Source organism: Dellaglioa algida DSM 15638 (assembly GCF_001434695.1).
Lineage (GTDB): Bacteria > Bacillota > Bacilli > Lactobacillales > Lactobacillaceae > Dellaglioa > Dellaglioa algida.
On record NZ_AZDI01000001.1, the window covers coordinates 24,930 to 38,687 of the forward strand.

The 13,758-nt window shown below is 34.5% G+C and carries 9 protein-coding genes; all 9 read left to right on the forward strand.

Annotated features, from left to right (window positions below; translation table 11 throughout):
* The first annotated feature begins 46 nt into the window (after nucleotides 1-46).
* The 9 genes from FC66_RS00190 to FC66_RS00230 all read left to right on the forward strand — a co-directional run bounded on the left by FC66_RS00190 (nucleotide 47) and on the right by FC66_RS00230 (nucleotide 13,750).
* Complete coding sequence (locus FC66_RS00190) at nucleotides 47-1,702, forward strand: ABC transporter ATP-binding protein (protein ID WP_157051979.1); 1,656 nt, start codon at nucleotides 47-49, stop codon at nucleotides 1,700-1,702.
* Nucleotides 1,702-3,471, forward strand: a complete 1,770-nt coding sequence (locus FC66_RS00195; RefSeq protein ID WP_057973349.1) for an ABC transporter ATP-binding protein — start codon at nucleotides 1,702-1,704, stop codon at nucleotides 3,469-3,471. Before FC66_RS00190 ends, FC66_RS00195 begins: the two co-directional genes overlap by 1 nt.
* 388 nt (nucleotides 3,472-3,859) lie before the next feature.
* Nucleotides 3,860-5,551 (forward strand): arginine--tRNA ligase, encoded by a 1,692-nt coding sequence (argS, locus tag FC66_RS00200; protein ID WP_057973350.1) that lies wholly within the window; start codon nucleotides 3,860-3,862, stop codon nucleotides 5,549-5,551.
* 286 nt (nucleotides 5,552-5,837) lie between these two features.
* Complete coding sequence (locus FC66_RS00205; RefSeq protein WP_057973351.1) at nucleotides 5,838-6,548, forward strand: Crp/Fnr family transcriptional regulator; 711 nt, start codon at nucleotides 5,838-5,840, stop codon at nucleotides 6,546-6,548.
* 70 nt (nucleotides 6,549-6,618) lie between these two features.
* Nucleotides 6,619-7,086, forward strand: coding sequence for an arginine repressor (locus FC66_RS00210; protein ID WP_057973352.1), 468 nt, complete (start codon nucleotides 6,619-6,621; stop codon nucleotides 7,084-7,086).
* A gap of 146 nt (nucleotides 7,087-7,232) precedes the next feature.
* Nucleotides 7,233-9,359 (forward strand): PBP1A family penicillin-binding protein, encoded by a 2,127-nt coding sequence (locus tag FC66_RS00215; RefSeq protein ID WP_057973353.1) that lies wholly within the window; start codon nucleotides 7,233-7,235, stop codon nucleotides 9,357-9,359.
* Between the two features lie 76 nt (nucleotides 9,360-9,435).
* A complete protein-coding gene (locus FC66_RS00220) occupies nucleotides 9,436-9,780 on the forward strand; it encodes a YlbF/YmcA family competence regulator (RefSeq protein WP_057973354.1) in 345 nt (114 codons plus the stop codon).
* Between the two features lie 72 nt (nucleotides 9,781-9,852).
* Nucleotides 9,853-11,073: a metallophosphoesterase family protein gene (locus tag FC66_RS00225; RefSeq protein ID WP_057973355.1), complete on the forward strand. Its 1,221-nt coding sequence runs from the start codon at nucleotides 9,853-9,855 to the stop codon at nucleotides 11,071-11,073.
* Nucleotides 11,060-13,750, forward strand: coding sequence for an ATP-binding protein (locus FC66_RS00230; RefSeq protein ID WP_057973356.1), 2,691 nt, complete (start codon nucleotides 11,060-11,062; stop codon nucleotides 13,748-13,750). The genes FC66_RS00225 and FC66_RS00230 overlap by 14 nt, the downstream gene beginning before the upstream one ends.
* Nucleotides 13,751-13,758 lie beyond the last annotated feature (8 nt).

The following is a 13,758-nucleotide window of genomic DNA, read 5'->3' on the forward strand; positions in this document are numbered from 1 at the left end:
AAAACATGCTAAAAAATACCGTGTAGATATTTTTTGGGCAGTTGTCATGGTCGTCATTATGGCCGTTTCCACATTATGGCAACCTAAATTGTTACAAAAAGTGATCGATGCTATCTTGAAAGATCAAGGTGATAAGATTACGTCTCTTGGCATATACTTAATCGTTGTTGCCGTTATTGGTTTGTTGGCAGGGGTCGTGAATACGATACTCTCAGCAAAAGTAGCGCAATCAATGAGTGCGGATATTCGTGAAACAGCTTTTAGAAAGATTCAAACATTTTCGTTTGGTAATATCGAACGATTCCAGGCTGGTAATATTGTGGTGCGTCTTACCAATGATATTACACAAATCCAAACATTAATTATGACAATTTTACAGACACTTATTCGAGTACCTATACTTTTTGTTGGTGCATTTATTTTGGCAATGGATACAATTCCTGATTTATGGTGGATTATTGTTATATTAATTGTGGCTGTTTTGGGTATTTCAATGTTAACTTTTGGTCGCATGGGACGTCATTTTGGTCTTATGCAAGGATTGATTGACCGTGTAAATGAGTTAGCAAAAGAAAATCTAATGGGCGTGCGTGTTGTTAAGTCATTTAATCAAGAAACGAATGAAGAAAAACGTTTTGATAAAGTTTCCGATGATTTAAATGCACAAAATATTTACGTTGGGACGTTATTCTCTGTTTTAATTCCAGCATTTACGTTAATCGGAAACATGGCTGTTGTAGCCGCCATTTATTTTGTAGGTGACTTAGCTAAGGCGGATCCAAGTACGGTGACGGCTATTACATCATTTATTAATTATTTGATGCAAATTATGTTTGCTATTATTATTGGTGGAATGATGATGACCTTCAGTGCTCGTGCAATGGTTTCAATTAAACGATTACGTGAAATTTTGGACGAAGAACCAGATATTTACTACACAGATGTCCCAGAAGAAAATTTAACGGGTTCTGTTAGTTTTGAAGATGTTTCATTTTCATATGAAGGCGACGATAAACCAACGCTTAAACACATTAACTTCGAGGTTAAACCTGGAGAAATGATTGGGATTGTTGGAGCCACGGGTTCAGGTAAAACGACATTGGCACAAATGATTCCAAGATTATTTGATCCTCAAGAAGGAATGGTTAAAGTTGGTGGAAAGAACCTGAGAGATATCAACGAAAAATCATTACGTAAAACAGTTGCGTTTGTTTTACAAAAGGCTATTTTATTTTCTGGAACTATTGCAGATAATTTACGCCAAGGTAAAGAAGATGCGGCTGAAGAAGATATGGATGTTGCAAGTCAAATTGCGCAGGCATCTGAATTTATTAATCGCTTACCGGCACGTTATGATGCAGAAGTTGAAGAACGCTCTGCCAATTTCTCGGGTGGTCAAAAACAACGTTTATCAATTACGCGTGGCGTTATCGGTAAACCCAAAATCTTAATTTTGGATGACTCAACATCAGCACTTGATGCGCAGTCTGAAAAATTAGTTCAAAAGGCGTTAAATAATGAATTAAAAGCAACTACAACATTTGTTATCGCTGAAAAAATTTCATCCGTGATTAATGCTGATCGAATTTTTGTCATGGATGACGGTGAATTGGTTGGCGAGGGTACACATAAAGACTTAGTTGAAAACAGTCAAATTTATCAAGAAATTTATAACACTCAAAAAGGAAAGGAGACTGTCTAATGAAAGATATAAATAGATCTATGGCATTCTTCTTCCATTACTTGAAAAGCTATAAATTAGGATTTACGGTTATGACTATCGCAATCATCGCGTCAACTTATTTCCAAGTTAAAGCACCCGTGTATATGGGGAAAGCAATTACGGCTTTAGCTGATTATGTGATTGGATTGACAAGAGGGGTAAGTGATAAAGGTAACTTTGTAAGTTCATTATGGATGTTATTCTTATTCTTTATTTTCTCAATTATTGCGATGTTTTTCTCAAATATAATTGTGACATTTATTACAGGTAATTCAACAAACAGAATGAGAAAAGGGTTGTTTGGAAAATTACAAAAAATGACTATTCGTTTTTTTGATTCACATAAAGATGGAGATATCTTAAGTCGTTTTACAAGTGATTTAGATAATATTTCGAATGCGTTGAATCAAGCTTTAGGACAAATTATGAGTAATATTGCCCTAATGATTGGGATTATTATTATGATGTTCCAACAAAACGTTCAATTGGCTTGGGTGACGATTGCGTCAACGCCAATTGCAGTAATTCTTGCCGTGATCTTGATTGCTAAAACACGTAAGTATGTTGATATCCAACAAAAAGAAGTTGGTAAGTTAAATGGGTACATCAATGAAAAAATTAGTGGTCAAAAAATTGTTATCACTAATGGTCTTCAAAAAGATGCCATTGATGGATTCTTGCCATATAACGAAAATGTTCGTAAAGCAACCTTTAAAGGGCAAGTATACTCAGGAATGTTATTCCCAGTTATGAATGGTCTTTCATTGGTTAATACAGCTATCGTTATTTTCTTTGGTAGTTGGTTAGCATTGAATGGTGATATGGGTCGTACAACTGCTTTAGGACTTGTTGTTGTGTTCGTTCAATACTCACAACAATTTTACCAACCAATTTCACAAATATCGTCGCTATACAGCATGTTCCAGCTTGCCATAACGGGTGCTGGTCGACTGAACGAGATGTTTGATGAACCTAATGAAGTTAACTCAAAAGACAAACAAAAATTAACAGGTTTAACAGATGGTGTTAAATTAAAGAATGTTGATTTTGGATATAGTCCTGATAAAGAAATATTACATGATGTTTCCATTAACGTTGATAAAGGTGAAATGGTCGCATTGGTTGGACCAACTGGTTCGGGTAAAACGACTATTATGAATTTATTGAATCGATTCTATGACGTTACTGGTGGTTCGGTTGAATTTGATGGTGTAAACGTTAAAGACCTTGAACTACAAAGTCTGCGTGACCATGTTGGAATTGTTCTTCAAGAGAGTGTTCTATTCTCGGGGACTATTCGTGATAATATTGTTTTCGGTAAACCTGATGCCTCAGATGAAGAAATGATTTCTGCTGCTAAACAGGCTAATATCCATGACTTCATTATGAGTCAGGATAAAGGTTACGACACAAAAGTTTCAGATGAAAATTCTGTTTTCTCAACCGGTCAAAAACAATTAATTAGTATTGCTAGAACTATTTTAACTAACCCAACGCTTTTAATTTTAGATGAAGCCACTTCGAATGTTGATACGGTAACAGAAGCTAAGATTCAAAAAGCAATGGATACAGTTATTCAAGGACGGACTAGTTTTGTTATTGCCCATCGCTTAAAAACAATTTTAGATGCTGACAAAATTGTTGTTTTAAAAGATGGAAAAGTTATTGAACAAGGAAATCATCAAGAATTATTAGATCAAAAAGGTTTTTATTCAGAATTGTATAATAATCAATTTGTATTTGAATAAATAAGTGTGAGTGGGTTCTTAGACAACCTTCAAATTTGAAGGTTATCTAAGAACCTTTTTGTATAAATAATCAAAATCTTAGACCGGTACGATGGATAATATGACTTGGTAAAAGTGAATATAAATTATGAAATAACTATCTTTTTTTGTAGTAGTTTGTTACAATCAAACTATAAATTCGATAATAAAAGCTAGTAAACTAATTAATTTCAAAGCAAGTCTAGGTTGATGGAAGCTAGATAAAAGCGTTAGTTGAATCGTACTTTTTAGAAATAACTGAATACTTTGAGTGGATATTAATCAATTAGAGTGGTACCGCGGGAATTCTCGTCTCTTACATAATTATTTGTAAGGGGCTTTTTTTATACAATTTTAGGAGGAATGGAAAATGAATTATAAACAACAAGTTGCACAAGCATTGGTTGCTATCGTTGATGGGAACTTAACTGAAGAAGAAATTATTGCCAAAATTGAAATCCCTAAAAGTTCTGAGATGGGAGATTACGCATTTCCAGCTTTTGCATTAGCTAAGGCCTTTAGAAAAGCGCCACAAATGATTGCTAAAGATCTTGTGGAACAAATTGATCAGAGTCAATTTGAGTCAGTTGCTGCAGTTGGTCCATATGTTAACTTTTTCTTGAACAAATCTGCATTTAGCCAAGATATCATTGAACAAGTCCTTTCAAACGGAAGTAAGTATGGCGCATCAGACGTTGGTCATGAGGGTAATGTTCCTATTGATATGTCATCACCTAATATTGCTAAACCCATCTCAATGGGCCATTTACGTTCAACAGTAATTGGTAATTCAATTGCGAATATCTTGGCAAAAATCAATTACAACCCAATTAAAATTAATCATCTGGGTGATTGGGGAACTCAATTTGGTAAGTTAATTACAGCTTATAAATTATGGGGTAGTGAGGCCGAAGTTAAGGCTGATCCAATTAATAAATTGCTTGAATACTATGTCCGTTTCCATAAAGAAGCTGAAGAAAATCCAGAATTAGACGTTGAAGCTCGTGCCTGGTTTAAAAAGCTCGAAGATGGTGATGAAGAAGCTATTGAACTCTGGACTTGGTTCCGTGCAGAATCATTGTCTGCTTTCAACAAGATTTATGACATGCTTGGTGTTCAATTTGACTCATTTAAAGGGGAAGCCTTTTATAATGATAAAATGGATGAAGTCGTAACCATGTTAAAGGATAAAAATTTATTAAAAGAAAGTCAAGGCGCAGAAATTGTTGATCTTGAAAAATATGATTTAAATCCAGCACTAATTCAAAAAACTGATGGGGCAACTCTTTATATTACCCGTGATTTAGCTGCTGCAATTTATCGTAAACGAACATACAATTTTGTTCAATCACTCTATGTTGTTGGAAATGAGCAAGCTAATCATTTTAAACAGTTAAAGGCAGTTTTAAAGGAAATGGGTAACGATTGGTCAGACGATATGCACCATATTCCATTTGGCTTAATTACACAAGGTGGTAAGAAATTATCAACTCGTTCAGGCCGTGTTATTTTACTTGAAGAAGTTTTGAATGATGCAACGGACCTTGCTAAAAAGCAAATTCAAGATAAAAATCCTGATTTGCCAAACGCTGAACAAGTTGCTAAGGATGTCGGTGTTGGTGCCGTTATCTTCCATGATTTGAAAAATGAACGTATGAATAATTTTGATTTTGTTTTAGAAGAAGTTGTTCGTTTTGAAGGTGAAACGGGACCTTACGTGCAATATTCAAATGCTAGAGCTCAAAGTATTATCCGTAAAGCAGGTGACGTTACAATCAGTGAAAGTAACAATGAACTTTCTGACCCTGCTGCATGGGATACGATTAAGTTACTTGGTGACTTCCCTAAAATCATCAAACGTGCTGCTAAGGAATATGAACCATCTGTTGTAGCGAAATACGCAATTCATTTATCAAGAGCATTTAACAAGTATTATGCAAATTCAAAAATATTAGTTGATGATGATCAAAAACTAGCTCGTTTAGCACTTGTTCAAAGTGTGAGCGTTGTTTTAACAGAATCGTTAAGCTTATTGGGTGTAAATGCACCAAAAGAAATGTAATTTATAAAAAAGTTAACTTAATTGTTAACTTTTTTATTTTGGTTAGATGTTGGTAGGTATACTTTCTCGTGCTAATTGTGCGTTTGGACACAAGTTGAGTGTGCGAATGAGACTAATTGATTTTTTAATTTTTGATAATATTAGTTTAACGATTTAGGACTATCAGTGAATCGAAAAAATAAACCAGGGTCTCCAAAATCCGAAAAAATAAATCGACATTCCATATTTAATCTGATAGTGTTGATAGTTATACATCGTAAATATGGGTAATTAAGGGAGTAAAGGGATGATTACAGAAAAAGAAGTACAGAGGTATCGATCAGAAATTTCTGATCATAAGTTATTTGGGTGTTTAAATGGGGATGAGCAAAGTGCTTGTTTGGAGCAAATCACATTTAAACGATTTCTAAAGGGGAACGTCATTTTTGATGTTAATGATAAGCGCGATTTCATTTATGTTGTATTGGATGGGCTCGTTAAAATTGAGCGCGGTGATCGTGCGGGTATTTTTCAAAATTATATGTATGCGACGCCAAATCAAATATTTCCAATTGGCGGCATGTTGCAAAGTGAATACTACACCGTTTCAAGTCGTGCTGCCACAAGATTAACGGTGGCAAAAGTTCCCGTAAAACTGATTGAACGGCTAATTAAGACTCATTATGAAGTATCCGCATACTTATTTGAACAATTTGAAAATATTTTAAATAATTCTGAGATATTAAGATTAAGAACGGTATGTAGTAATACGACCACTCGAATTACGCAGGCATTACAATATTTAAGCGAAAATTTAGCCGATAAGCATGGTGAAAGTAGTTTACGAATTCCCTATGTCATCACACATGAGGACATTGCAACGATTAGTGGAACGCGACGTGAAACAGTTGGGCGTGTTATTCAAAATTTAATCGGAGAAGGGTACATTGGCAGAGACTCAGGAATGTTTATATTTGAATCAAAATTCAATAAAATGAATAAAATTGTGCTTAATTAATCGTATTATTTCAGTATTTTGATGTATTTTGCTATACTAAGAATAAATACTCATTCAAAGAGGGATTCTTATGAAGAAAGAGATACGTCAAACTAAAATTGAACAGTTAATTAATAAAAAAATAATCGCAACACAAGATGAACTGATTTCAGAATTGGACCGTACGGGCATCAAGGCGACTCAAGCAACCATTTCTAGAGATATTCGAGAAATGAAAATTGTTAAGGCACAAGATGAGCAAGGAAACTTGAAGTATGCGATTTTTAAATCAGGTAATCTCAGTGAAGAGGTTCATCTGTTTGAAATTATTTTTGAGGTGGTCACTAGTATCACTGAAATTCAATTTATGAACGTCGTTAAAACAATCCCAAGTAATGGGAATCTGCTGGCAGCGATTATTGATGATTTTGGTTTCTCCGATATTGTTGGAACCGTAGCTGGTCATGATACAATCATGATTATCAGTCCCAATGAACAAGCTGCTCAACGCGTGCATACCATTTTTATGAATCATGCGAATCCGGATAATTTAGTTTAAATAATTAAAGATTGAGAAATGCGAAAGCTATTTCTTGATCTTTTTTAAGTACTTAAAAATATCATAATAAATTTGGCATTTAGCCTTTAAATACAGAGCTATGGTAAAATAATGTAAGAGATTAAGATTAAGTATGAGGATAAATTATGGAAAATGAAAATAAAAGAAGTAAAACTGAAGATAAAAATTGGCTTGTAACGCATTTAATCCAATTTAAAAATTGGTTTAAGAGGGCTTGGCATTTTTTACATGGATGGCAGTGGGTAACCATTTTAATTTTAACAATTATTTTAGGTTCCAGTGCGTATTTAACTTATGTAGCGAAAACGACGAACGTCAGAGGGCTAAAATCTGCCTTACAACAATCAACTGAAATTTTTGATAAAGATGGTGACAAAGCGGGATCACTTTACTCCCAAAAAGGGACCTATGTTTCATTGGAAAAAATTTCACCGAATATTCAAAATGCGGTCCTGTCATCGGAAGACCGTAATTTTTATCATGAACACGGATTTTCAATTAAGGGGATGGCACGTGCTGCTGTTTCTTTGGTTAAAAATCGGTTGATGGGTAGCCATGAAATTAGTGGTGGCGGAAGTACAATTACGCAGCAGCTAGTTAAGAATGCATTTTTGTCTCAGGAACAAACGTACAGTCGTAAGGCGAAAGAAATATTTATTTCGGTTCAGACAGAGAAGGTATACTCAAAAAATGATATATTGACGATGTATCTAAATAATGCGTATTTTGGTAACGGAGTTTGGGGTGTCCAAGATGCATCAAAAAAATATTTTGGAAAGAGTGCCTCAGATTTAACTGTTAGCGAATCAGCCGTCATTGCAGGGATGCTAACCTCTCCGGGCGCATTTAACCCAATAGATCATCCTGTAGCAGCAAAACAACGACGAAATATTGTGTTAGACGTCATGTATGAGAATAAAAAAATATCTGGTTCTGAATTATCGGGTGCTAAGCAGACTGCTATTACGTTGAATGACACATATGATTATCAATCGGGCTATAAATATCCTTATTATTTTGATGCTATCATTAGTGAAGCAATTAAAAATTACGGATTAACTGAATCTGATATTATGAACCGCGGCTATAAAATTTATACGGCAATGGACCAAACGCATCAGGAGACGATGCAAACATCATTTGACAATTCAGAGTTATTTCCACTAGACGCCGATGATGGAACGAAAGCCCAGGGTGGTTCTGTCGCAATTAATTCAAATACGGGTGGTGTTACGGCAATTGTTGGTGGTCGAGGTAAACATGTCTTCCGAGGATATAATCGAGCAACGCAGATTAATCGGCAGCCTGGATCTACCTTGAAGCCAATTGCAGTTTATACACCGGCACTTGAGGATGGTTATTTTTACGATTCGGAATTAAAAGATAAAAAACAATCGTATGGCTCAAATAATTATTCACCTAATAATTATGATAATCAATATGCAGGAAAAATTCCAATGTACCAAGCGTTGGCGCTTAGTAAAAATGCGCCAGCAGTTTGGTTACTAAATAAAATTGGCGTTGAAAAAGGGTATGATTCGGTTAAAAAGTTTGGCATACCAGTCAAAAATTCCGATAAAAATTTAGATTTAGCTTTAGGCGGATTAACAACCGGGGTCTCACCATATGAAATGGCTAGTGCATACACTGCATTTGCTAATGGCGGTGTCCAAAAAAAGGCTCATTTTATCACTAAAATTGTCGACGCTTCTGGTAAAACGGTCGTTAATAATTCGGATGATGGTGAAACTAAGGTTATGAGCAGTAAGATAGCTAAATCAATGACAAGTATGATGATGGGTGTCTTTGAATCTGGAGGAACTGGTGAGTCAGCCGCGCCGTCCGGATACACAATTGCCGGAAAAACTGGGAGTACTGAAGCAAAAAAAGGTTCTACAAATGGAACAAAGGATCAATGGGTTGTTGGATACACACCAGACGTAACTGTAGCAACATGGGTTGGGTTTGATACAACGGACGATACGCACTATTTGAAAAATTTAAGTGGAGATATTGTTAACTCATTATTTAAAAGTGAAATGACAGGAATCCTACCCAATACAGCTAAAACAAGTTTTTCAACAAAATCGGCTAATGAATTGGCGAATAAAACAACTTCGAATGACGATGGAGAAAGTATTTTAGGGTCAGTTGAAAAGCAAACAGATGAAATAAAAAATAAATTATCAGATACTGCCAAAAAAGCCCAAAAATGGCTTAGCGATGGGTTTAAAGGTATGTTCGGAAATTAGAATAAATCAATGCAAATTATGCCTAAAAATGATACACTGATTAGGTTAATATAAACTATTATTGGAGGAATCAGACATGGTTGTTAATATTTATGATACAGCGAACCAAATGGGGCAAGATCTTAGTAAAACAGAAGAATATAAGGCATTGAAATTAGCTTATACAAAGATGCAAGAAGATGAAAAAGCGTATAAATTATTTAAGGAATTTCAAACAATTCAAATGTCGTTACAACAAAAGCAAATGAATGGTGAAGAAATGACGGATGAAGAACTTGAAAATGCGCATCAACTTTCAGAAAAAATTGGTGAGTTTGAAGCTATTAAAGATTTGATGGCCAAAGAACAAGTATTAAGTGAAGTTATGAATGAAGTCAATTCAATTATCACAAAACCAATACAAGACTTATACCGTAATTAATTCAAATAAGAATCCTGGGGGCAAAGCAGTCTATGTTTTGTACCAGGATTTTTTTTATAAAGGAGAAGAAAAATGAAATTTATTCATGCGGCCGATTTACATCTAGATAGTCCATTTGGCGGATTGAAAAATGTACCCAAGCAATTAATGAATTCAATTTATCAATCAACATTTAAAGCGTTGAGCAATCTTGTGGACACGGCTATTAGCGAATCCGTTGATTTTGTCTGCCTGGTTGGTGATTTATATGATTCAGATGAAATGAGCATTGTGGCACAGACAACGTTAATTGAACAATGTGAACGACTTCAAAAGGCCGGCATAAATGTTTACTTAAGTTTTGGTAATCATGATTTTTCCGATAATAGGCAAAATCATTTGACATTCCCTTCGAACGTAACGCTTTTTACAAGTGAAGTTGAAACAGTGACACATGTTTTGGGCAATGGTGATGAGGTTCAATTAACTGGGTTTAGTTACGCACATAGATGGGAACCATCAAAAATTGCAGACTACCCAGTTCGGGGAAACGAAAAATGGCATATTGGATTGATCCATGGATCAAATGAAGGGTCAAGTTCAACGGTCGATGAAAGTTATGCACCATTTACTATTAAAGAGTTGTTACAGAAAAATTATGATTACTGGGGACTGGGCCATATTCACGTACGACAGGTTTTAAGTGAAGTGCCACCAATTATCTATCCAGGGAATACGCAAGGCCGCCATCGTAAGGAATCGGGCGATAAAGGCTTTTATTTGGTGAATAGCAAAGGAAGTAAATTATCTCCTGAATTTGTGACTTCTTCTACAATTGATTGGGAAACGGTTAACGTTTCTATGGCAACAATTAACTCACTATCAGATGCAATTGATAAAATTGATCTTGAATGCCAAAAATTTTCTGATAATAAAGCGTATTTAATGGTGATACAATTAACCGATTTAGATGATTTTAGTGAGTTATTATTAAATCGAATTCAAAATGGGGATCTGCTAACAGCGTGGATTCAAAAACATTCATCAGATAATTATTATTGGATTGTTAAAATGAAAATGTTGGTTAATGAGAAAATGATCTTTGAATCAATTGACCAGGAGTACTGGGAAAAAAGTGCGAAGCGTGTTTTTACGAATGATAAAATGACTGAGCTAGCTGATAAATTATTACAAATTCCGGAACTAAATACGTACCTGTTAGGTAAGGAACACATAGAAGAATTACAGGAAAGTGCGAAAGCATTGCTTCATGAAAATCAAGCGATTGAGGGCCATGATAATGAAAATAACTAAAGTTACAATTTATGGATTTGGAAAATGGCACGATAAGACATTTGACTTCAGTCAGACGAATCAAGTTATATTTGGATTAAATGAGGCGGGCAAGTCAACATTAACAACATTTATGTTAAGTATGCTGTTTGGATTTGCTACTGCTAAAAAGAAATATCAGCAGTATTTACCTAAAGATGCATCTACATATGGCGGAGAATTAGAGTTATTAGTAGACGGCGTTTCCTACAGATTGACAAGAACACAGGGGAAATCCGGTGGAAAAGTAACTATTATTAATAATCAGTCCGGTGCGAGAGTCGCAAGTAGTCAATTACAGGAGTGGTTAAAACCAGTGGATGAAAATCTGTATAATCAAGTATTTTCATTTAATCAACAGGCGTTGAATCAAGTGTTTGATTTAACGAATGAAGATTTAAATGAATACTTAACGACTATGGGTGCGGTTGGCAGTCAAGAATGGTTAGAGTTAATTAAACAGATACAAAAAGATGCAGATCAAGTCTATAAGCCGGCTGGTCGAGTAACGGAGTTAAATAAGGAAATTGCAGCATACAACAATTTAGTTGATAAGATAGATCGGGCTAAACAGAAATTTCCGGAATACGTAACAACGCAGAAAAAACTAGATCAAAATAATGAAGAGGTTAAAAAATTACAAGCGGCACAGCAAAAGGTGGCAACGGATAAACAACGTTATGAACAACTAAAACAAAATTGGCCAATTTATGCGCAGTCAAAAACATTAGCAAATGAGCTAGAAAAAGTTGATGGGAATGAAATGATTTCCGGCGATAATTATCAAACGATGCAAAATTTGTTAGGGAAACAAAAAGTGAACGATGAAAGATTAAAATCAATTAATCACAGTGCAACAAGTGAACAAGAGAATTTAGCAGCTTTAAATTTGATCAATTTTTATGAAGATAATCAGGATGCTTTTGATACATTATTTGTTCGTTTGCCAGAGAACCAACAACGCTTAGACAAAACGTTATTGGAACAGACAAACTTAGATCAACTATTAGCTGAACAAGAAAGATTAACGATTCAATATCAAAACTCACAGGGAACCATGCCAACAGCGTTTAGTACGGATGATCTTAAAAAAATTGTCGAATTAGTTAAACTTGAAGAAAATTATAAAGTAACTTTGCAAAAAGTTGAACAAAAACAATTTGCGAAAAAGCAGGACGTTCTAGAGTTAAATCAAAAAATCAATCAAGAAAATCAACCGAAAAAAAATAAATGGTCTATACAACAAATGATGATAATGGGTACAATAGATGTTGCAATTGTTCTAGGTATATTGATCTTTAATCCATCAAAATTAATCGGGTGGCTAGGAACAGTTATAGCAATTGTATATACCATATATGCATTTAAACAGCATAATTTAAAAGGTAATCCGAGTTCATCACAATTAACGCAAGCTCAAACTGAGCTTCAGACTATTAGTGCAGAAATCAATGTAGAACAACTGAAAATAGATGAATTAACGGAACAATTGAGGCAGGTTGCGGATGAGTTATCTGATTATCAGGCACAATATGGATTAACCAATTTTCCAAAAAACCAATGGATTCCGATGCAAAATGATTTAAATCGACTCGATTCTCTGATGAGCCAAGTTAATCAAAAATCGATCGAGATTGATAATCTACTAAATTTAATTAATATCTATCTGAATCAGGCAAATTTTGCCGATAGTTTTTTAGCTCTTAATAAAAATAATCTGGCAGACAGCTTAATTAGAATTAGAGATTTTAATGATAAATTAAAACCATTAATTACTGAATCGCAGTCGATTAAGAATAAAATGAGTTATCTAGATGAGCAAAAAAAATATGAAAATAAAACACACGATGATATTTCGAATCAAATTAATGAATTATTGGCGCAGTATCAGTTAACGGACGTTAATCAGTTTGAAAAAAATTATGATTCACAAAAACAACTTATTCAAGATAAATCTAAGCTAGATACGATTAACGCCCAATTACCTCCAGAAGTTAGAGCAGTACTTGATACATATGAATCTGAAGAAATTTTGAACGAGCATCTTGTTGAATCCACAGAGCAAGCAGCTCAAATCCAAAATGATATTTTGGATTTAAATCAGACTATTATTGATCAAAAAACAACGTTACAAACTTTGAAAGCAGAAGGTAATTATACAGAGCTCCGACAAGATTTGGCTGAAAAAGTAACTGTTTTGAGTGAACTGGCCGATAAATGGTTAACTCAAAAATTAACGATTAACTGGATTAATGCGGCGCTACAAGATTCGTCTGGTGTTAGAATGCCACAGATGATTAAATTAGCTAACCATTATTTTGAATTATTAACACTAGGTCGTTTCAAACAAATAAATAATTCAATGGGATTATTAACCGTCGTTTCTTCTGATATGGTATCATTTGAAGTGGGAGAGTTATCACAAGGGACAGCAGAACAGCTTTATATCGCGCTTAGGTTTGCTTTAGTGATGACAATTAATGAATCAATTGAATTACCACTTATTATTGATGATGGATTTGTTAATTTTGATGAAAATAGAAAAAATGCGGTTCTGCGACTCATACGAGAAATTAGTGAGACAGTTCAGATTATATATCTGACGGCCGATAATTCGGGACTCGCCGAATTTGATAATGATAAGATAATCAAACTATAGGAGGATTG